General features: G+C 70.7%; 15 protein-coding genes. 4 read left to right on the forward strand and 11 right to left on the reverse strand.

What is annotated here, in order from left to right; translation table 11 throughout:
- The first annotated feature begins 3 nt into the window (after window positions 1–3).
- From Q0Z83_RS22475 to Q0Z83_RS22485, 3 genes are read left to right on the forward strand one after another with little or no spacing between them, the layout of a single operon-like run.
- A complete protein-coding gene (locus Q0Z83_RS22475) occupies window positions 4–1959 on the forward strand; it encodes a caspase family protein (protein ID WP_317795936.1) in 1956 nt (651 codons plus the stop codon).
- A gap of 5 nt (window positions 1960–1964) precedes the next feature.
- Complete coding sequence (locus Q0Z83_RS22480; protein WP_317795937.1) at window positions 1965–5276, forward strand: CHAT domain-containing protein; 3312 nt, start codon at window positions 1965–1967, stop codon at window positions 5274–5276.
- A 54-nt stretch (window positions 5277–5330) separates the two neighbouring features.
- Window positions 5331–6116, forward strand: a complete 786-nt coding sequence (locus Q0Z83_RS22485; RefSeq protein WP_317795938.1) for an SAM-dependent methyltransferase — start codon at window positions 5331–5333, stop codon at window positions 6114–6116.
- 69 nt (window positions 6117–6185) lie between these two features.
- Here the strand turns inward: Q0Z83_RS22485 and Q0Z83_RS22490 are convergent, their stop codons facing one another.
- The 10 genes from Q0Z83_RS22490 to kduI form a co-directional block, all read right to left on the reverse strand.
- Window positions 6186–10427 carry a LamG-like jellyroll fold domain-containing protein gene (locus Q0Z83_RS22490; RefSeq protein ID WP_317795939.1) on the reverse strand — a complete coding sequence of 1414 codons (4242 nt, stop codon included), beginning with the start codon at window positions 10425–10427 and terminating at the stop codon, window positions 6186–6188.
- Between the two features lie 204 nt (window positions 10428–10631).
- Window positions 10632–11729 carry a sugar kinase gene (locus Q0Z83_RS22495; protein WP_317795940.1) on the reverse strand — a complete coding sequence of 366 codons (1098 nt, stop codon included), beginning with the start codon at window positions 11727–11729 and terminating at the stop codon, window positions 10632–10634.
- Entirely contained in the window at window positions 11726–12343 is a 618-nt protein-coding gene (eda, locus tag Q0Z83_RS22500; protein WP_317795941.1) for a bifunctional 4-hydroxy-2-oxoglutarate aldolase/2-dehydro-3-deoxy-phosphogluconate aldolase, read from the reverse strand. The genes Q0Z83_RS22495 and eda overlap by 4 nt, the downstream gene beginning before the upstream one ends.
- Window positions 12340–13836 (reverse strand): aldehyde dehydrogenase family protein, encoded by a 1497-nt coding sequence (locus tag Q0Z83_RS22505; RefSeq protein WP_317795942.1) that lies wholly within the window; start codon window positions 13834–13836, stop codon window positions 12340–12342. Before Q0Z83_RS22505 ends, eda begins: the two co-directional genes overlap by 4 nt.
- A 24-nt stretch (window positions 13837–13860) precedes the next feature.
- Window positions 13861–14835, reverse strand: a complete 975-nt coding sequence (locus tag Q0Z83_RS22510) for an ABC transporter permease (RefSeq protein ID WP_317795943.1) — start codon at window positions 14833–14835, stop codon at window positions 13861–13863.
- On the reverse strand, window positions 14832–16349 hold the full coding sequence (locus Q0Z83_RS22515; protein ID WP_317795944.1) for a sugar ABC transporter ATP-binding protein: 1518 nt from the start codon (window positions 16347–16349) through the stop codon (window positions 14832–14834). The genes Q0Z83_RS22510 and Q0Z83_RS22515 overlap by 4 nt, the downstream gene beginning before the upstream one ends.
- The gene (locus Q0Z83_RS22520; protein WP_317795945.1) at window positions 16346–17347 is read right to left on the reverse strand and encodes an ABC transporter permease; all 1002 of its coding nucleotides are present in this window, start codon (window positions 17345–17347) and stop codon (window positions 16346–16348) included. The genes Q0Z83_RS22515 and Q0Z83_RS22520 overlap by 4 nt, the downstream gene beginning before the upstream one ends.
- The gene (locus Q0Z83_RS22525; RefSeq protein ID WP_317795946.1) at window positions 17344–18426 is read right to left on the reverse strand and encodes a sugar ABC transporter substrate-binding protein; all 1083 of its coding nucleotides are present in this window, start codon (window positions 18424–18426) and stop codon (window positions 17344–17346) included. The genes Q0Z83_RS22520 and Q0Z83_RS22525 overlap by 4 nt, the downstream gene beginning before the upstream one ends.
- A gap of 48 nt (window positions 18427–18474) precedes the next feature.
- Complete coding sequence (gene kduD, locus Q0Z83_RS22530; protein ID WP_317795947.1) at window positions 18475–19233, reverse strand: 2-dehydro-3-deoxy-D-gluconate 5-dehydrogenase KduD; 759 nt, start codon at window positions 19231–19233, stop codon at window positions 18475–18477.
- Window positions 19230–20009 carry a 5-dehydro-4-deoxy-D-glucuronate isomerase gene (gene kduI, locus Q0Z83_RS22535; protein WP_317795948.1) on the reverse strand — a complete coding sequence of 260 codons (780 nt, stop codon included), beginning with the start codon at window positions 20007–20009 and terminating at the stop codon, window positions 19230–19232. Before kduI ends, kduD begins: the two co-directional genes overlap by 4 nt.
- 169 nt (window positions 20010–20178) lie before the next feature.
- On the opposite strand from kduI, the gene Q0Z83_RS22540 reads away from it, so the two are divergent.
- The gene (locus Q0Z83_RS22540; protein WP_317795949.1) at window positions 20179–21003 is read left to right on the forward strand and encodes an IclR family transcriptional regulator; all 825 of its coding nucleotides are present in this window, start codon (window positions 20179–20181) and stop codon (window positions 21001–21003) included.
- 76 nt (window positions 21004–21079) lie between these two features.
- Here the strand turns inward: Q0Z83_RS22540 and Q0Z83_RS22545 are convergent, their stop codons facing one another.
- Window positions 21080–21304 carry a tautomerase family protein gene (locus Q0Z83_RS22545; RefSeq protein WP_317795950.1) on the reverse strand — a complete coding sequence of 75 codons (225 nt, stop codon included), beginning with the start codon at window positions 21302–21304 and terminating at the stop codon, window positions 21080–21082.
- Window positions 21305–21437: the final 133 nt, after the last annotated feature.

Here is a 21437-nt window from a genome sequence, read left to right on the forward strand (position 1 = left end):
CCCGTGGCCCGACTCTATGCCCTTCTCGTCGGCGTCGACCGCTATCAGACCGTCAAACCCGACCTGAGCGGCTGCGCCAACGACGTGGAACTCGCCGCGAACCTGCTCCGGGAACGGATCGACGCCGCCGAACTGGACCTGAAGCAGCTCTGCAACGAACAGGCGACCCGCACGGCGGTGATCGACGCCTTCCGCAGCCACCTCGGGCAGGCCGGGCCGCAGGACACCGCGCTCTTCTGGTTCAGCGGACACGGCTCGACCGCCCCGCTGCCCGCGGAGATCTGGTCCACCGAGGAGTCGGGCGAATGCCAGACCACGGTGCTCCACGACAGCCGCACCGGGACCGTACCGGACCTCTACGACAAGGAACTGGCGCTGCTCGCCGACGAGGTCGTGGCCGGCGGCGCCCTGATGCTGTCGATCCTGGACAGCTGCCACTCCCGCAGCGGCATGCGCGGCGAGGACGACCTGCCGCCACGCCTCGCCCCGGCGCTCAAGGACCCACCGGCACCCGACGATCTCCTGCCCGGACTCCTCCGCGCCGCCTCGACACCCGGCCACCGCCCCGGGCGGCACATCACGCTCGCCGCCTGCCAGGAACACGAGGTCGCCAACGAGACACACCCGCCCGGCACCGGGGTGCACGGCGCCTTCAGCCACGCGATCGGCCAGGCGCTGAGCCGGGTCGGGCCGACGGCCACCTACCGCGACGTGTGGAGCCACGCCCACGCGCTCGTCGGGGCACGCTTCCGCGGCCAGTCACCGTCGCTGGAGGTGTCCACCGAGGACCTGGCCGACCGCGAGTTCCTCGGCGGGACCCTGCGCCGGCCGGCCGCCGACGTGACGATGCGCCACCACCGCGGCGCGTGGGAGGTCAACGTCGGAACCCTGCACGGCCTGGTCTGCGTACCGGGCGAGGAGACGACCCTGGCCGTGTACGGCGTACGCCCGATCCGCCAGGTCCGGGTCGTCCGCCCCGGCGACCTGCGCAGCCTGGTCGAACCGATCGGCTGGGAACCGGAGGTCGAGACCCAGTACCGGATGATCCTGACCGAGGTGCCCTTCCCACCCGTCACCGTCGCCCTGGACGTCGACCCGGACCTCGGGGAACGGATCAGCACCGCGGTACACACCGCGGGCCCCGGCGGCCGTCCGTCACCGCACATCCGCATCGCCGACGACCAGGACACCGGCCACACCGGCAAACTCCTGCGAGTACACCGTCCGGAGCCCGGCGACCTGCTGATCACCAGCGCCGACCGGGTCCCCCTGACCGGGCCGCTCACCACCGACACCGCCGGCGTGACCCGGACCGTCGACCACCTCGAACACATCGCCCGCTGGCTGCAGATCCGCACCCTGAACAACCCCCGCTCCGCCCTGGACGACCGGATCAGCCTCGAGATCGTGCCGGCCCGGCCCGGCGAACGGACCCTGCCCGCCGACCGGGAGGCGCTGCCTTCCGGCCGCGTCGAACTCCACTACCTGAACACCGGCTCCGGCTGGACACCACCGTCGGTGTTCGTCCGGATCCACAACACCGGCCCGAACCGGCTGTACTGCGTACTGCTGGACCTCACCGACCAGTTCCGGATGGACCCCGACCTCTTCGACGGCGCCTTCGTACGCTCCGAATGGGCCGCCGTCGCCGGCCGCGGCGGCCCGATCACCATGTCACTGCCACCCGACCGCCCGATCGTGCCCGGCAGTCACGTCACCGACTGGTTCCTCCTACTCGCCTCCGAGGAGGAGTTCAGCTCGGAGAGCTTCTACCTGCCCCGGCTCGGGGAGGCACCCCGATCGGTCCGATCCGCCGGGACCGGCCTGCGCGGTGTGCTCGGCCGCCTCGGCCTGCTCGCCGCCCGCCGCGACGGCAGCATGAACCTGGACGCGATCACCGACTGGACCGCGAAGATCGTCGAGGTCCGCACCTCGGTGCCGGAGGCGAACCGATCATGACCAACATGTCACACGCCGAGATGGTCACCGCCCTGCTGATGACCGGGCAGCACCGCATCGACCCGGTCGCCGCCGGCGTCGCGAAGCTCCCGGCGACCGAGGTCGCCGCCGCGCTCGCCGCCGGTGAACCCCAGCGGGCCGAACGACGCCTCGGCGACCTGCCCGACGACGGCGACACCGCGGTGCTCGGATACGCCGCGACCGTCCTGGACCACCAGTGGACACCCCGCGGCGCCGGATCGGCGCTGGCCGACGACACCGCGGGCGCCCTCGCCGCCGCCGGCCGCCGCCTGACGGACACCGCCCGGGACACACCGCTCGGCGCCCTCGCCACGACGGTCCTCCCCGAACTGCTGGTCGCGCAGGCGATGTCCGCCGACGAGCGCCGCTCCGGCCTCGCCGCGCTCGCCGGGCGCACCCGCGACCGGCTCGCCTCGATCGAACGCGAATGGCCGGCACTCGGCCCGGCCGCACAGTCCTACGCGACGCTGGCCCAGGCCGACCTCGCCTTCCGCGACGGCGACGTCACGACCGCCACCAGGCTGCTCGGCGAGGCCCGCTCCTACTCCGGCGGTGACGCCGCCGCCCAGGCACACATGGCACTGACCCGCGGCGACTGGTTCGCCGACCCGTTCGGACACCCGGACACCCTCGGTCTGGCGTTCGGCGCATCAGCGGCACTCGACCGGGCACCGCTCACCGCGAACGCCGCCGCACAGGCCGCCGAGTACTACGCCGAGGCCGACCTGCTCTGGTCGGCGATCGGTAGCCGTTCCGGCACCGCCACCGTCGCGATGCGCCGAGCACACCTGGCCCGGACGCTCGGCGACACCACCACCCGCGACGAGGAACTCGCCCGCGCCCACCGGCTCGCCACCGAAGCCGGTGACGGCGGTCTGACCGCGCTCATCGAGGTCCACCGCCTGACCGACGTGATCGCCACCGACCGCCACGCCGACCAGGACCGGATCGACCCGGTCCGCCGCTGGTCGGAAACCGACGGCAGCCGCTCCTACCACCGGGGTCTGGTACATCTGCTGGCCGTCCGGGCACGCCGCTGGCGCGACGACGGCGACTTCACCCGGGCGCGGGCGACACTGGCCCTCGCCGACCGGCTCGCCGGACCGGACGGGTACCGCCACGACGGCGCCTCCGTCTCGATCGACCTGGCCGCCCTCTACGGCGGCACGGGCTACCGCCGGGCCCGGTTCGCCTTCGCCGACATCGAGCTCGCCGAGGCCCTGTCCACAGGCCGGATCCGGACGGCGGTGGAATGGGTACGGCTCGCGGTGCGCGCCACCGAACTGAACACCGAGGCGAACGTCCAGGCCGACCCGGAGCTGGTGGCCACCGCGGCCGGGCGGATCCAGGAGGTGATCGCCGCACCCGTGCAGTTCGACGACGACGAGGCCGACATGGTCGTCGCCGCGCACCACGACCTCACCGGCCAGCTGCGTTCCGCGCCGGCCACCATCGCCTGGTTCTACGCTCAACAGCTGCGCGACGCCGGCGACGAGGACCAGGCCCTGGCCGCCTTCGGCACGGCCCTGGACCGATCCGGCCACGATCCACTGCTGCAATGCGCCGTGATGACGTCGGTCCCGCTACGCGCCGGCGCCCTCGAACTGGCCCGCCTGCTCGAACCGCACCTGCCGCCGCTGCCGGCGACCCGCCTCTACGTGCGCCTGGAGGAGCCGGACGCCGCCGAACGCCTCATCGGCCGGGTCGAACCGGTACCACCGCCCTGGACCCGGCCGGCCCTGCTCGCCGGGCTGTGCCGACTGCAACAGCGCCACGCCGAACAGGCCCGCCACGCCGCCGAAGCGGTCGACCTGTTCGAGCAGCGACAGAACGACCTGGCCCGCGACCTGTTACGCAGCGCGGCGACCGACGACTGGACGGTCGCCGAGGCGTACCGGGACCTGGTGACCGGTCTGCTGGCCGGCGGACGGGTGATCGAGGCGCTGGCCGCCGCGGACCGCGCCCGGGGACTTCCCGCCGCCCTGCTCACCGACCTCGCCACCCTGCCCGCCGCGTCCCGACGCGACGCCGGCGACTGGTTGGCGGCCAACTCCCGCTGGGCGGCGGCGTTCGAGGAACCGCAAGACCGCCGACGGACCGTCCTGGACGCCGCCGAGGCGACCCTGGACGCCGCCGAGGAACAGGTCCGCCGCACCGCCCCCGAACTGCTGGAGAAACGCGTCGCCCAGCCCGGCGACCTGAGCGGCACCGTCCGCAGGCTGCCCACCGGCACGGCCCTGCTCGCCTACCATCACTTCCGCGGCGAACTGGTCGGATGGGCGGTGACCGGCGACGGTACGGTACGCACCTGCGGCCCGATCACCACCGAGAACCTGACCGGTGTGATCGCCGGATGGCATCGCGCGCTGCGCCGCGGCCACACCGACCCACACGCCGCACAGAGGCTGTCCGACCTGCTGCTGAGCCCGTTCCGGACGGTGCTGGAGAACCATCAGCGAATCGTCGTCGTACCGGATCGTGACCTCTCGCTGGTGCCGTTCCACGCCCTGCCCTGGGCCGACGGTGTCCTCGGCGACCGGCACGACGTCTCCACCCTGCCGGCGGTGGCACTGCTCGACCGGCCGGGCACCGGACGTCCGGTCGACCTCAACCGCGGTGTCGTGCTGCTCGGCGACCCGGACAGCCGATCCGGTCTGCCGCCGCTGCCCGGCACCAGATGCGAGATCCTCGGCATACAGCGGCACCTGCCGGACGCCGACCTGCTGCTCGGGCCGCAGGCGACGCTGGCCGGTCTGCGGACCCTCGCGACCGGCCGCGGCGTCGTGCACCTGGCCTCGCACGCCATCGTGCGGCCGGGACAGCCGAACCTGTCGAACGTGGTCCTCGCCGGCGACGACCGGCTCACCGTCGCGGACCTGCTCGGCGGCGCGGCCACCGGTGAACTGCTGGTGCTGTCCGCCTGCCAGACCGCACAGGGTACGTCCACCCGGGCCGGCGACATGTCCGGTCTGGTGCGGGCCACCCTGATCGCCGGATTCGCCCACGTGGTAGCGACACTGTGGCCGGTCCAGGACCAGATCGCGGCCGTCGTGATGGAGAGGTTCTACGCCCACCTCGTACCGCAGGGCGATGTGTCGCACGCCCTCGCCGAGGCTCAGCGGGAGGTCCGCGCGATGGCCCCGGCCGACCTGACCGACGCCTACGCGAGCCTGCCCGGCGCCGACCCACGACACGCCGCGGCGATGCGCGACGCCTCAGTGGCGGGCCTGCACCTGCCCGACCCGGCACACGGCTGGGCCGCCTTCACCCACGTCGGGTTCGGCGGACCCCGGTGAAACGGGCGTCATCGATGCTTGCGTTCGGAATGGGTCTGCCGTACAACATGCCGCATGGCGTTCACGGATGAACCCGATCTGCAGACCGATGTGCCGCACGCGGCACGTATCTGGAACTACTGGATGGGAGGGAAGGACAACTTCGCCGCCGACCGGGCCGCCGGTGACGCGGTCGAGCAGGTCTACCCGGAGATCGTGCTGATGGCGAAGCAGTCACGCCGGTTCCTCATCCGGGCCGTCCACCATCTGGCCGCCGAGGCCGGGATCCGCCAGTTCCTCGACATCGGCACCGGGCTGCCGACCATGCAGAACACTCATCAGGTCGCCCAGGCCGCGGCCCCGGAGTCCCGTGTCGTGTACGTCGACAACGACCCTCTCGTGCTCGTGCATGCTCGTGCGCTGATGGCCGACTCGACCCAGGACGGGCGCACCGTCCACGTGCACGCCGATTACCACGACCCGGAGAAGATCCTGGTGGCGGCCGGTGAGGTGCTCGACTTCGACAAGCCGGTCGCTGTGATGTTCATGGGCGTCCTGGGCTACGAGCCGGACCTCGGGGTGGTCGCGTCCATCGTGGACCACGTCATGGCGGCGGCGCCGCCGGGCAGCCACCTCGTGCTGTGGGACGGCACGAACACCACACCTGCCGTCGTCGAGGGAGCCGAACGCCTGGCCCAGAACGGCGGTGTGCCGTACATCCTGCGGTCGCCTGAGGAGATCGGTGGCCTCTTCGACGGGCTGGAACTGCTCGACCCGGGCCTGGTGCAGATCCCCGCCTGGCGCCCGCAGGGCAGGACCGAATGGCTCGATGCGTACGGGGCGGTCGCCCGCAAACTCTGAGGACGCCGAGCCTGGACCGGCACGGGCCCCGGGACACAGGTCCCGGGGCCCGCGACTTCAACCCGTCCGTTACCGGCGACCCGCGTGCAGTTGTGACACCTGCTCGGCGCTGAGCTCGGTGCCGTACAGCCGGAAGTCGTCGATCAGGCCGTCGAACCGGGGGTCGCCCCAGCTCGTACCGCCGAGGAGGTTGGCGGTGGTGTTGCCGCCGACACCGACGTCGCCGATGTTGATCGGGAAGTCGGTGCGGACGGCCTGTTGGACGCCGTTGAAGTAGATCTTTCCGGTGGAGCCGTTCATCGTGAACACCACGTGGGTCCACGCGTTCAGGGGCAGGTCCCGGCCCGCACCGAGCAGCAGGCGTTCCTGCGCCGCCACTCCGGGTGCTTTGAAGGTGGCGCCGAAACCTGTGGTCCCGCCGTTGGTGGCCGACTGGAGCAGGAAGAACGTGTCCGTGCTGCTGCCGATCTGCAGCAGCGGGACCCAGTTCGGCAGGGCGTCCGGGCGGGCCCAGAACGACACCGTGAACTGCTCGTCCAGACCGGCCTCCAGATTGTCGGGCAGCCGGACCTGGTTGCCCGAGTCGGCGGCCCCGCCGGGCAGCGACACCGCGCTGCCGGAGCGGCCCGCGGCCCACGACGTGGTGCCCTGCAGGGTGGCCGCGCCGATGGACGCCTTCGCCCCCGAGTTCGCGGCCGAGGTGCCGCTGTTCTCGTCGAACAGGTAGCGCACCGCGACACCCTCGTTGTACAGCGCGGCCACGTCGGCCCCGCTCAGGGCGAAGGTGTACAGGCGTACGTCGTCCATCAGGCCGTCGAACGCCGCGTCCGGATAGCCGTTGCGGCCCAGCCAGTTGTCGGCCGTCGTACCGATCTGGGCCATCCCGATCGTCAGGTCGTTGCGGGTCGCGATCGCCTCGCCGTTGAGGTAGAGCGTCCCGACCGAACCCTGGCGGGTGAAGGCCACGTGGTTCCACTGGCCGGCGGCCACGTCCCGGGCCGGTGTGGCGTAGACCCGCTCCTCCGGGCCGGTCTTGGCCTTGAAGGTGGCGGCGAGCCCGGTGCTGCCGCTCGCCTGGGTCTGCATCTGGATCTGGAAGTAGCTGCCGGCGGAGCCGAGCCCGTCCCCGATGTTGATCAGACCGGTCCAGTTGGCCTTGGTGTCGGGCCGTACCCAGAGCCCGGTGGAGAAGTTCGTCGCGTTCTGGAGCAGGTTGTCCGGCAGGTCGACGGCGTTGGCGGTGCTGCCGCCGGGCAGGTTGATCGCCTTGCCGACGACCCCGCCGGTGGACCAGCCGGTGGTGCCGGTCAGGGTCGCGGCGCCCGGCCCACCGGCGGTGCCGGTGTCGGCGGCCGAGGTGCCGGTGCCCTCCTCGAACTCGTACCGGGTCAGCGAGGTGGGCGGCGGCGGAGGTGCGTCGTCGCCCACCACGACCAGGTCGTCGATCATCAGGCCGACGGCGGTGCCCCGCAGGCTGAGCGTCGCGGTGCTCGACGCGGCCGTGAAGGTGCCGGAGTACGTGCTGTAGTTCGCCGTCGACGGTGACGTGCTGCCGGCGGTGAGGGTCGCGGTCAAGTTCGCGACCGACAGGGTGCCGGTCGCGGCGGCGGTCCCGCCGGCCCGGCTGTCTCGTGCGTAGCGCAGCGAGACCCGGTAGGTGGTGCCGGGGGTGAGGGAGCCGAGGGTGCGTTGGATGTTGCCGGCGGCACCCAGGCTGAGCTGGTAACCGGTGAGCCCGAGACCGCCCTGACCGGCCACGGTGCCGCGGACGAGCTGGACCTGGCTGCCGACCGTCCACGGCGACATCCGGGCGTTGCCCGCCGCGACGTCGACGGTGGCCGGCGGGTTGGCGGTGCGCCACTCGGCGGGGACCCGCGGATATTCGAACTGGTCGACGACCCGCGGGTTGAGCTGGGTCATCTTGACCGCCGGGTCGATCTTGACGATCTTCGCGACCGACGGGGTGCCGGACGCGTCCCAGACGAACAGCATGTACGAGCCGGGCGGCGCGTACGTGCCGTCGGCCGGCGCGTTGACGGTGACCGTGCCGCCGGACTGGGTGAACGTCAGGTCCTGGAAGTTCTGGTCGTTGTTGAAGCCGTGCGTCACCGAGCCGTTGCGTACCAGGGTGACCCGGGAGACGGTACCGGTCGCGGTGATCGCGAAGCCGCCGTTGTAGCCGATCTTCGCGGGTGCGGTGTTGATGACCGGGCGCGGGGCGAGCTGGTCGCCGTTGAACAGGTAGGACGGCGAGTAGTACTCGACGTCGGTGTAGCTGCGCGGGCCGGGGGTGCCGCCGCCGCCCATCATCACGCGGCCGTCGGGCAGCAGCAGGGCCGCCGAGTGGTAGAGCCGGGCGTGCTCGTACGGGACGGCGACCTCGCTCCAGTTGCCGGTGTCCGGGTCCCAGATCTCGGCGTTGGTGACGTATCCGCCGTTGCCGTTGTTCTCCCGGCCGCCGCCGGTGACCAGCACGTCGCCGTCGGGCAGGACGGTCGAGGTGGCCCAGTGGCGCTGGTACTTCATCGGTTTGGTGGCGGTGACGACCGGTGTGGCCGTACCGCCGGTGATGTCGACGGTGAAGCCGGCGCGGGCGCCGTCGGGGCCGCCGCCGTTGGCCCACCAGCCGCCGCCGACCTGCAGGATCTTGCCGGGGCGGTACATGGTGGCGGTGGAGGTGGCACCGACCGGGTTGCCGTTGGCGCCCTGGTTGGCGATGCCGCCGGGCAGGGTTCCGCGCAGCGTGATCTGTCCGGTGCCGTTGTTGCCGGCCGGGTTGAGCTCGTACATCTGGGTGCCGGTGATGTTGAACAGGGTTCCGCTGCCCGGGGCGACGAACGCCCGCGGGTACCACCAGCGGTTCTCGTCGGCGCCGGCGTGGTCGGCGCCGCCGTCGCCGTACGCGGCCGGGCTGCGTGCCCCGTCGAGGGTCTTCCAGCCGGAGCCGGACTGCGGGGTGTAGATCTCCGGGGTGAGCACGCCGGGTCCGCCGGGTCCGCCGCGGAGGCTGCCGCCCTGCACGACGATGTCGCCGTTGGGCATGGTGGTGCCGGTCGGGTACCAGCGGGGGTAGTTCATCGGGGCCTTGTTCTGCAGCCCGTTGTTCGTGGTGTAGCCGGTGACGCCGATGGCCGCGTCGTTGGGGCTGTTGCCGCCGAGTCCGTCGTCGCCGCCGATGGTCATGGTGGAGTGGTCGTGCGGGTTCTGCACCTGCATGGCGCAGAACAGGTCGGTGTAGGTGGTGTTGGGCAGGATGCCGGCGCGCAGGTTCGTGAGGTTGCGGGGTGTGGCCGGGTCCCAGATGTCGACCTCCATCTGGCCGCCCTGGGTGACCGAGGAGTTGCCGGTCCAGTCGTAGGGGGTGGTGTCGGTGCCCCAGCCGCCGACGCTGCCGAACGACTGCACCTTGCCGTCGGAGGTCAGTGACATGTTGATCGGCACGAGCGGCCACGGTGTGACGCCGCTCCAGGCGCCGGCCTGGTCCTTGACCGGCGGGGAGCAGTCGGCGGCGAGCAGCCCGGCCGCGTACGCCAGGCCGTTCTTCATCTGGGCCCGCATGTAGGACTCGGCGTAGGCGGTGCCCTCGTGGCCCATCGAGGTGTACCAGGAGCGGCCGGAGTCGATCTTCTGGCACCAGGTGACCGGGTGCAGGGTGCCCTGCCGGCCGCCGCCGTAGGACGCCTCGTCGGCGGCGATCAGGGTCCGCACGTTGGGCGCCGGGTTGACGACCCAGTCGTACCATTCGTCGCTGCGCGAGATCGTGGTCGGCACGCCCTGGGTGAGCGGGTGGCCGTTGTCCCGGACGTTCACGGTGCCCGGCCGGACCCCCGGGTCCTCCGGGTGGCCTTCGGAGACGGCGCCGACGAGCCGGGCGTAGAACGGGTTGACGTCGTGCTCGCTCTCACCGACCGACCAGCCGGTGTAGTGCAGACCCATGAAACCGCCACCCCCGCGGATGTACGCCTCCAGCGCCGACCGTTGAGCGGCGTTGAACAGCACCCCACCGGTCTGTGCGAAGACGACGGCGTCGCGGGCCGCGAGGTTGGCGGCGTTGAAGACCGCCGGGTCGTCGGTCTCCTGGATCTCGACCGGCTGGTTGTACTGGGTGCCGAGCTGGGTGGCCAGGTCCCGGACGGCCTGGCGGGCCTGCACGTTCGAGGCGTGGAAGTTGGGCTTGTAGAAGAGCAGGACGTTGAGCCGGCCGTCGTCGACCGCCGCGGCGGCCTGGACCGGCGACACCGATCCGGCGACCAGGAGCAGTGCGGTGAGGGTGGCGAAAAGGGAGCGGAAGGATCTTCGGGGCACTTTCATGCGGGGTCCCTCGGAGTTCGGCTGACGTGACAGTGAGGACGGTCACTGGCACTGGAGGGCCTGAAACTATGACGTCCGCATTACAACGTCAAGAACTGCGTCTACATACTTAGATGCATTTTTTATCTGGTACGCATATGTGAACTCAGTACATAAACAGGCAAGCCTGGCGGAGAGAAATCCTCCACCAGGCCTGCCTGATGACTACCGGCGTACGCGGGCGCTGCCGCCACCGGCGAGCGCCCACACCTCCTCCCGGGTCGCCATCGAGGTGTCCCCGGGCGTGGTCATCGCCAACGCGCCGTGCGCCGCCCCGAGCTCCAGACAGGACTGCAGCGACTCACCCTCGAGCAGGCCGTAGATCAGCCCGGACGCGAACCCGTCGCCGCCACCGACCCGGTCGAAGACGCCCAGATGGTCGCGGGCCACCGACGACAGCACGCCCGTCTCCGGTGACCAGGCGATCGCCTGCCAGTCGTTGTCGCCGGCGGTGTGCACCGTCCGCAGGGTCGTCGCCACCACCTTGAGCCACGGCATCTTGCCCGCCACCGTGCCGACCATCTCGGCGAAACTGTCGATCGGCAGCGCCGACAGCCGCTCGTCGACGTGCGCGACGTCGAACCCGAGAGCCGCCGTGAAGTCCTCCTCGTTACCGATCATCACGTCGACGTGCCGGGCCAGCCCGGTGTTGACCGCCCGCGCCACCTCGGTGCCGCCGATCCCGGACCACAGGCTGGGCCGGTAGTTGAGGTCGAAGGAGACCACCGTGCCGTGCCTGCGTGCGGCGGCCATCGCCTCCTCGGCCACCGCGGCCGAGTTCTCCGACAGCGCCGCGAAGATCCCGCCGGTGTGCAGCCAGCGGACCCCGCGCCGGGCGAACAGGTCGTCCCAGTCGATCGTGCCCGGCCGCAGACCGGCGATCGCCGTGTGGGCCCGGTCGGAGACCCCGAGCGCGCCGCGCACCCCGAACCCACGCTCGGTGAAATTGAGGCCGTTGCGGACGGTCCGGCCGATGCCGTCGTACTTCTCCCAGCGGATCAGCGAGGTGTCGACACCACCCTGCATGATCAGGTTCTCGGCCAGCCGGCCGATCTCGTTGTCGGCGAACGCGGTCACCACACCGGCCCGTAACCCGAACACCTTGCGCATGCCACGGGCCACGTTGTACTCGCCGCCGCCCTCCCACACCTCGAACCGGCGGGCGGTACGGACCCGGCCCTCACCGGGATCGAGCCGCAGCATCACCTCACCCAACGCGACGATGTCGAACTCGCACTCGGACGCCGGACGGAGGTCGATCACGATGTCACTCCCTGCACCGCACACCTCGCGGTGACCTCGTCCCATTTACCGGCGGCCAACAGGTCGGGTGCCACCATCCAGCTCCCGCCGACCGCGGTCACGGCCGGATGAGCCAGATAGGTGCCGGCGATCTCCGCCGTCACTCCCCCGGTCGGCACAAACCTGACCTGCGGGAACGCCGCGGACAGCGCCTTCACCACGGGCAGCCCGCCGCTGGCCTCGGCCGGGAAGAACTTGACCGTGTCCAGGCCGAGGTCCAGCGCCGCCATGATCTCGGTCGCCGTACTCGCGCCGGGGATGACCGCCAGACCGAGCGCCTGGCAGCGGCGCACGACGGCGGCGCTCAGCCCGGGTGAGACCACGAACTTCGCACCCGATTCGTACGCCAGGTCGACCTGCGTGGCGGTCAGCACCGTGCCCGCGCCCACCACCAGGTCACCGCGCGCGGCCAGACGACGCAGGACGGTCGCCGCCTCTCGCGTGCGGAAGGTGACCTCGGCGATCGGCAGGCCGCCGGCCACCAGCGCGTCGCCGAGACCGTCGGCCGCACCCGGATCGTTCAGGACCACGACCGGCACCAACCGGTGCCCGCCGAGGACGTCGACGGCGCTCATCGCAGCTCGGCGATGACGGTCTTGAGCTCGGTGTAGTCGTCCAGGCCGAACGAACCGAGCTCCCGACCCCAACCGGACTGCTTGAAACCGCCCCGGGGCAGGGTGACGTCGTCGGCGTGCCAGGTGTTCAGCCACACCGTGCCGGCCCGCAGCCGGGCGCCGACCCGGTGCGCGGTGCCGATGTTCTGCGACCAGACGCCCGCGGCCAGGCCGTACACCGTATTGTTGGCCGCCGCGACCACCTCGTCCTCGGTGTCGAACGGCACCGCGGTGACGACCGGGCCGAAGATCTCGTCGGTCTGCACCGCCATCTGCTCGGTCACGCCGGTGATCAGCGTCGGCGACACGAAGAAGCCACGGTCACCGACGGCGTCGGCGCTGCCCGCGTTCAGTACGGCGCCGTCACGCACCGCGCCACGGATGTAGCCGAGCACCTTCTCGTGCTGCTCCTGGGAGACCAGCGGACCCATCTGCGAGGCCGGGTCGAACCCGTCGCCCACGGTGATCGCCCGGGCGGCCGCCGCCACCCCCTCGACGACCTGGTCGAAGACACCACGCTGGACGTAGAGCCGGGAGCCGTTGACACAGCACTGGCCCTCGTTGAAGTAGCCGCCCAGCACCGCGCCGGCGATCGCGGCGTCCAGGTCGGCGTCGTTGAAGATGATGTTCGGGGCCTTGCCGCCGAGCTCCAGGGAGACCTTCTTCAGGTTGCCGGACGCCGCGGCGGCGATCTTCTTACCGACCTCGGTGCTGCCGGTGAAGGCGACCTTGTCGACACCGTGGTGGTCGACCAGGGCGGCACCGGTGTCACCGAAACCGGGCAGGATGTTGACCACACCGGCCGGCAGCCCGGCTTCGAGCAGCAGCTCACCGAGGCGCAGCGCGGTCAGCGGGGTCTGCTCGGCCGGCTTGAGGATGACCGTGTTGCCCGCGGTGATCGCCGGGACGATCTTGAAGCAGGCCATCAGCAGCGGGAAGTTCCACGGCACGATGCCGGCGACCACGCCGACCGGCTCACGGCGGGTGTACGCGTGGAACTCGCGGCCCGGCACCGACATCGGGATGGACGTGCCCTCCATCTTGGTCGCCCAGCCCGCGAAGTAGCGGAACAGCTCGGCCGAGATCGCGACGTCACCCTCCCGGGCGGCCGACACCCGCTTGCCGTTGTCCAGGGCCTCCAACTGGGCGAACTCGTCGGCGTGGGCGTCGATCAGGTCGCCGATGCGCCACAGCAGGTGGGAACGGTCCCGCGGGGTCATCCGCGACCAGGGCGACCCGTACTCGAACGCGGTGCGGGCCGCCACGACGGCGCGGTCCACGTCGATCGAGGACGCGTGCGCCACCTGGACGAGCGTCTCCTCGGTCGACGGATTGACGGTGGCGAAGGTCCGGCCGTCCTTCGCGTCCACCCAGTCACCGTCGATGAGCAGCCCCTTGGGCGAGGACAGGAACGAACGGACGGCGGGCAGGAGAGCGGAGTTCTCGTGGGGCATGATGGCCTTCCGTGGTCGGAGCAACTACTTGATTGTCGAAACCTTCGACCCGTCGAGGGTCAGTGCGACGGCGACGACGATGATCGCGCCGTAGAGGATCTGTTCGTAGGCGGACGGCACCCCGACGATCGGCAGACCGACCCGCAGCAGCGTCACCACGAGCGCCCCGGCCAGGCTGCGCCACACGCTGCCGTGACCGCCGGTGATCGCGGTGCCGCCGACGACGATCGCCGCGACCGCCGGCAGCAGCAGGTTGTCGGCCATCGTCGGACCGCCACTGAACTGGCGTGAGACCAGCATGACCGCGGCGAAACCGGCGCAGGCGCCGGACAGGCAGAACGCGCCGATCTTGACCAGGTCGACCGGGGTGCCGGCGAGCCGGGCCGCCGACTCCGAATACCCGGTGGCCGACACCCAACTCTGCAACGGGGTCACCTTGAGCACCACCGCGATCAGGGCGACCAGCAGGATCGCCATCGCGGCCGACGTCGGCAGGAAGCCACCGATGTACAGGTCGAGCCAACCGACCGTGGAGTCGTCGACGACCCGGACGGTGCCGGCACCGGACACCACCAGGGCGACCGCCGACAGGATGCTCATCCCGCCCAGGGTGACGATGAACGACGGTATCCGCAGTAGGACGTGCGCCGTACCCTGCACCGCGCCGATCGCCGCCGCGATCAGGATGACCGCCGGCGTGGCGAGCCCGCCGAGGTCCGGCAGCCACAGGGCCAGCAGGACCGTCGACAGCGAGGCCAGCGCCGCGATCGACAGATCGATACCGCCGCAGAGTACGACCAGGGTCGCCCCCGCCGCGAGCACGATCAGCGGCGCCGCGGTCCGCAGGGCCGCGGTCAGGCTCCGCTGGGTGAGGAAGTCCGGGTCGACCGCGGTCAGTGCCGCCGTCAACGCGACCAGGGCGATCAGTGGCATGAAGCCGGTGAACCGCCCGGCTCGCAGAGCGACGCTGGACGGCCGGGTGGCCACGGGGGTGCTCACACCATCACCTTCACTAGGTCCAGGGGGCTCGGTTTGCCGCCGTTGGGGCAGGCGACCTCGGTGGCGACCCGGCCGTCGGTCATCACCAGGATCCGGTCGGCCATCCCGATCGCCTCCTCCAGGCTGTCGGCCAGCAGCACGGTGGCCACTCCGGTTCCGGCCAGTTCACGCATCAGCCGGTACACCTCCGAGCGGGCGCCGATGTCCAGGCCACGGGTGGGATGGTCGAGCAGCAGCAGACGGATGTCGCCGCCGACCAGCCAGCGGGCCAGCACCACCTTCTGCTGGTTGCCGCCGGACAGCCGGCCGATGGCGGTGTCGCGGGTGGGCGTACGAATGGAGAGTCTCTTGATCCATCCGTCGACCAGGCCGGCCTGTTTCCGAGGCGCCACGAACGGTCCGGTGCAGCGGGCCCCCTGCTTGCTCAGGGTCATGTTGTCGGCCACCGACATCGGACCGACCATGCCCTCGATCTTGCGTTCGGCCGGGACGTAACCGATACCGGCCGCGCAGGCGGCGCGAGTGCTGGACAGGTCGACCTTCTTACCGTCCATCCGGATCTCGCCGCCGGTGGTCGGCTCGGCGCCGAACAGCGCACGACAGACGTCCTCCCGGCCGGAGCCGTGCACGCCGACGATCGCCACGATCTCACCGGCCGCGACATCCAGGTCGATGTCGCGGAACGTGCTGCCGGACAGACCGCGGATCGACAGCCGGGGCTGCTCGGCGACGACCGGGACGGCGGCGTTCTCGTGGTAGTGGTCGTCGGAGCCGGTCGAGCCGATCATCATCCGGTGCAGCTCACCCGGTACCGCCCCGGCCGTGGCGACCTCGCCGACCGACCGACCGCCGCGCAGCACGGCAACCCGGTCGCACACGTCGAGCACCTCGTCGAGGCGGTGCGAGACGAAGACGACCGACGCGAACTCGCGCAGCCGCCGGATCTGCGCGAACAGCGTCTCGATCTCCTTGGACTCCAGGACCGACGTCGGCTCGTCCAGGATGATCACCGGCGGGTGCTGGCTGCGTTCCTCGATGCGCAGCACCTTCGCGATCTCGACCATCTGCCGGTCGGCGAAGGACAACGAATCGGTACGGGCCAGCGGGTCGATGTGCGAGCCGATCTTGTCGAGTTGCTCCTGGGCCAGCCGGCGCATCGCGTCCCAGCGGTAGATGCCGCGCCGGACCGCCGGGCCCTCGCTGCCCAGCACGATGTTCTCCGCCGCGGTCAGGTTGGGCACCAGCGACTGCTCCTGGAAGACCATCCCGATGCCGTGATCGGCGGCGTCGACGACACTACGCAACCGGACCGCCTCACCGCGGACATAGATCTCCCCCGCATCCGGGGTGACCAGCCCGACGAGCGCCTTGAGCAGCGTCGACTTGCCCGCGCCGTTCTCCCCGGCCAGACCGAGCACCTCGTGCTGACGGACCACCAGGTCGACGCCGTCGAGCGCCTTGACCCCCGGATAGTGCTTGACGAGGCCGCGGACCTCCAGTGCCGGGACACTCATTTGACCACCTGGTTCCTTCGTCGCTGCGGGATGACCGCGGCGGCGACCGCGGCCACGACGATCAGGCCCTCGACGCCGCCCTGCCAGTAGGGGCTGACACCGACCTGCACCAGACCGTTGGTGAGCACCATGACCAGCAGGACACCGACGGCGGAGTGCAGGACACCACCGCGGCCGCCGGTGAGCAGCGTTCCGCCGACCACCGCGGCGGTGATCGCCGAGAAGTCATAACCGTCACCGGCCTGCACGAGACCGGCGCCCAGCTGGCTGGTCACCATCACCCCGCCCAGACCGTAAAAGGCACCGGCCAGAGCGAAGACCCCGATCTTGTACGGCTTGACGCGCACCCCGGAGAGGGTGAGGACCTCTTCGGCGCCGCCGATCGCGTAGGCGTACCGGCCGAGGCGGGTGTACCGCTGGATCAGCCAGCCGACCAGGATGCACGCGGCCGCGATCCAGGTCAGGTAGGAGAAGCCCAGGAACCGTTCGATCGCCCAGCTCTCCAGCATGGCGTCGGTGATGTTGGGCTGGACGCCGGCGAACATCAACGTCGCGACGCCGAGCCCGACCGCCGACACCCCGAGCGTGGCCATGAACGACGGCACTTTCAACAGGACCAGGGCCAGCCCGCTCAGGCAGCCGAACGCGCAGCCCAGCAGGATCGCGATCAGGATGCCCAGCAGCCCGAAGTCGTTGTCGTTGCGGTTGTTGGCGACCAGCAGTGACACGGTCAGGGCCGAGGCGCCCATCACCCCGGCCGCGGACAGGTCGATCGACCCCATCATCAGCACGAACGTGATGCCGCAGGTGACGACGGCGAGCACCGCTGCCGCGTCCACGATGTTCCGGACGTTGTCGACACTGCGGAACTGCGGGCTCAGCGCCGCGAAGATCAGGAAGATGACGATCAACGCGAGCGGTGGGCCGGCGTCCCGGAGCGACGCGCCTCGCCGAGGAGTACGGCGAGGCGCTACGGCGACCTCGGTGGTGACGGTCATGTCAGGGGGCCGGCCACGCGGTTGAAGACGTTGGCGCACTCGAAGTCGGCCGGGTTCGCCTTGGGCGTCGCGTACTCGGCGGCGTTGTCCTTGGTGATCAGGAACTGCTCGGCGAAGAACGCCCGGTTGGCCGGGGCGATGTCGGCGACCTTCAGTTTGCCGGTGGCCACGCAGTAGCCGATGGCCAGGCCGATGCCGCCCTGCCAGGTGCCGTCGCTGGAGACGGTGGCGGTCATGTCGCCCTTCTGGACGGCGCTGACCGCGTCCGGGACGGCGTCGATGCCGACGACCGCGACCTTGCCGGCCTTACCCGCCTGCTGGAGTGCCTCGAGAGCGCCGAGGGCCATGTCGTCGTTGGCGGCCCAGATGCCCTTGACGTTGTCGCCGTGCTTGGTCAGCAGCGTCTTGGTGACGGTGAGCGCCTCGGCCCGGGAGAAGTTGGCGGCCTGCTGGTCGAGCAGTTTGACGCCGGTGTTCTTGGCCAGTGAGGCTTCGAGGCCGGCGAACCGGTCCTTGGCGGCCGCGGTGTCCAGGACACCCTGCAGGGCGATGATGCCGCCGGAGCCGCCGATCGCGGTGGACAGTGCGTCACCGATCTGCTGGCCGGACTCGACGCCGTTGTAGGTGATGTGGCTCAGCCACGTCTTGTGGTCGGCCGGTTTCAGGTCGGCCGGCTTGTTCCACTGGGTGACCAGGTAGGCACCGGCCTGGTCGGCGCCCTTGACGATCGGCGCGGTGTCCGAGTCGCCGTTCGGGAGCACGTTCATCACCAGGCACTTGGTGTTGCCGGCGAGGATCTGGCTGATCTGCTCCTGCTGCTTGGTGGAGTCGCCGTCGTAGGTGAGGCGTTCCTGCTTGAGACCGACCGACTGGGCGAACGCGTCGCCGCCGGCCAGCCAGGACGCCTCGTACGGGTTCGACTCGTTGCGGACCTGGCCGACCAGCCGGACATCGGACGAGGCGCAGGACTCGGAGCCCGCGGCGGCGGTGCCCCCGCCGGACTCCTCGCTGCAGCCGGTGAGGACGGCGGCGAGCAGGCTGAGACTGACTATCGCGGCAGGACGAGGGGTGATTCTCATGGTTTCTCATTTCGGGAACGGAGGGAACGGAAGGAACGGAGCGGAAGGTCAGCGGGCCATCCAGCCGCCGTCGACGACCAGGACGTGGCCGTTGACGTAGTCGGCTGCGGCGGAGCTCAGGAAGACGGCGGCACCGGCGATGTCGGCGGGGTCTCCCCAGCGGCCGGCCGGGATGCGTTCGAGGATCGCGCGGGAGCGGTCCGGGTCCTCGCGCAGCGCGGTGGTGTTGTCGGTGGCGATGTATCCGGGGGCGATCGCGTTGACCTGCACCCCGAGCGGACCCCACTCGTTGGCCAGGGCCTTGGTGACTCCGGCGACGCCGTGTTTGCTGGCGGCGTACGACGCGACGCGGATGCCGCCCTGGAAGGAGAGCAGGCTCGCGACGCTGACGATCTTGCCGTGCCCGCGACGGGTCATCGGGCGGCCGAACTCCTGGCACAGGAAGAACAGGCCGTTGAGGTTGACGTCGACGACGCGGTCCCAGGACCGGCGGGTCACGTCGGTGGAGTCCTGGCGGTCGATGATGCCGGCGTTGTTGACCAGGACGTCCACCTGGTGGTCGCGGTTGACCCGGTCGGCGGCCCGCGCGATGGCGTCGTGGTCGGCCACGTCGAGGTCGACGATCTCGACGTCGCGGCCGAGGGCGGCGACCTGGTCGCGGGTCGACTTCTGGCTCGCGGCCCGGCCGAGCAGGATCAGGTCGGCGCCGGCTTCGGCGAGTCCGACGGCGATGGCCCGGCCGAGGCCGCGGCCTGCGCCGGTGACCACCGCGCGGCGGCCGGTCAGGTCGAACGGCGACCTGGTCACAGGTCCTCCAGGGGAACCGGGGTCAGGTCGGTGTACTCGTTGTTCTCGCCGCCCATCGCCCAGATGAAGGCGTAGGAGCCGGTGCCGACGCCGGAGTGGATCGACCACGGCGGTGAGATGACCGCCTCGCGGTTGCCCATCACCAGGTGGCGGGCGGCGCCGGGGCGGCCCATGAAGTGGAAGACCCGGTCCTTCTCGTCGAGGTCGACGTAGAGGTAGACCTCGGTACGCCGGTCGTGCAGGTGCGGCGGGCAGGTGTTCCACACCGAGCCGTCGGCGATCACGGTGACGCCGAACTGCAGGACCGCGGTCTGCAGCTCCTGGCCCCAGGCGTACCGGTAGAGGCTGCGTTCGTTGGCGCCCGCCGGCGAGCCCAGCTTGACCGGCTCTACCGCCGCGTGGCTGAGCAGGACGGTCGGGTACGTGGCATGCGCCGGAGCCGACACGAAGTAGAAGGCGGCGTCCGCCCCGGCGAACACGACCTCGCTGCCGCGGCCGACGAACAGGCCGTCGAGGTGGCCCAGTTCGAACTTCTCGTCGTCGACGAGCACGTGGCCGGGCTCGCCCACGTTGACGATGCCGAGTTCGCGGCGGGCCAGGTGGGTGCCGGTGCCGAGCACGTCCCAGGCGGGCAGTTCGAGCCGGCCGGTGCCGGGGACCGCGCCGCCGACGACCAGCCGGTCGTCGTGGGTGTACACGCCGCGGACCTCGCCGATGTGGAACAGGTCCGGCGCGAGGAAGTCCTTCCGGAGATCCGCGTTCGTCGCCGTCTCCACGCCGTGAGGCGATGCCGAATACCTGACCTCGATCAAAACTCGCTCCTCGTTCGTGAACCGCGTTCAGCTATGTGAACTGAGATCGACCATACCTATGGCGCCGATCACAGGTCAAGGGGCTGAATTTTGTCCACCTATGTGAACCGTGGTGTAAGGTTGTGCGACTCGAATGAAACGTGCCACAACCGATCAGGAGGTCTCGGTGGACCCGGAGAAGGCAAGCAGCGGCAGTTCCGCCACGTCGCAGGTCAAGTCTGCCGCCAGGGTCCTCGACGTCCTCGACGACATAGCCGCCAACGGCCCCGGCACCCAGCTCCAGCTGGCCAAACGCCTCGGCATCCCGAAGAGCAGCCTGCACGCGCTGCTGCGCACCATGTGCGCCCGCGGATGGCTGGACACCGACCAGACCGGCAGCATCTACCGCCTCGGCGTGCACACCCTGACGGTCAGCTCCGCCTATCTCGACGGTGACCCGGTGCTGTCCCGGGCCAGGGCCGTGATGGACGAGATCGCCGCCGCCACCGAGGAGACCGTGCACCTCGGCCGGCTCGAGGGCGCCGAGATCATCTACACCGCCAAGCGCGAGTCCAAGCACCCGCTGCGGATGTATTCAGCGGTCGGTCGGCGCCTGCCCGCCTACAGCACCGCGCTGGGCCGGGCGATGCTCGCCGAGCTGCCCGAGGGCGACCGCGGCGGACTGGTCCCGCACGAGATCAAGGCCTTCACCTCGCAGACGATCACCGACCGGGACGCGCTGCTGGCGATAATCGACAAGGCCGCCCAGTTCGGGTATGCGGAGGAGAGCGAGGAGTCCTGCCTGGGCGTGCGGTGCTTCGGTGTCGCGCTGCCGTTCTCCCACCGGTCGATCGACGCGATCAGCGTCGCGGTCCCGATCAGCCGCCTCAGCCAGGGCCGCGAGGATCTGATCATCGAGACGCTGCTGAGCGTGAAGGCCCGACTGTCCGCGATGCGCGACAACCGCCTGGTCCGCTGACACCCCGTTCGCCCCGACTGACGCCGATGGGGTCGGGCAGCCCACCGGCCGCCCGACCCCATCGGTCGCCTCGCCACTAACCCTTCTTGAGCGCCGCCACCACGCCCGCCCGGCTCTCGTCCTCGCTGGCCAGCACGCCGCCGTTGGCCACGTCGTCCGCGGTGATCTCGGTGAACACCATGCGGACGTCCTGCCGGCGGGCGCCGAGGATCTCGACGGCCTGGTCGGCCACCGCTCGGGCGAACGCCTTGCGCTGCTCGAGGGTGCGGCCGGCGAGTAGTTCGACGGTGATGTTCGGCATGTAGGCCAACTCCTATCGCTCACATCAGGGATCTCAGTTCACTAATGTGAACCGAGGCTACCTTTCCGTCCCGGAAGCCGCAATGCATCCGTCACCAGTTCACATCCTTGACATGAGTTCGACGGGTTGCTCC

It is taken from the genome of Actinoplanes sichuanensis (assembly GCF_033097365.1).
GTDB lineage: Bacteria > Actinomycetota > Actinomycetes > Mycobacteriales > Micromonosporaceae > Actinoplanes > Actinoplanes sichuanensis.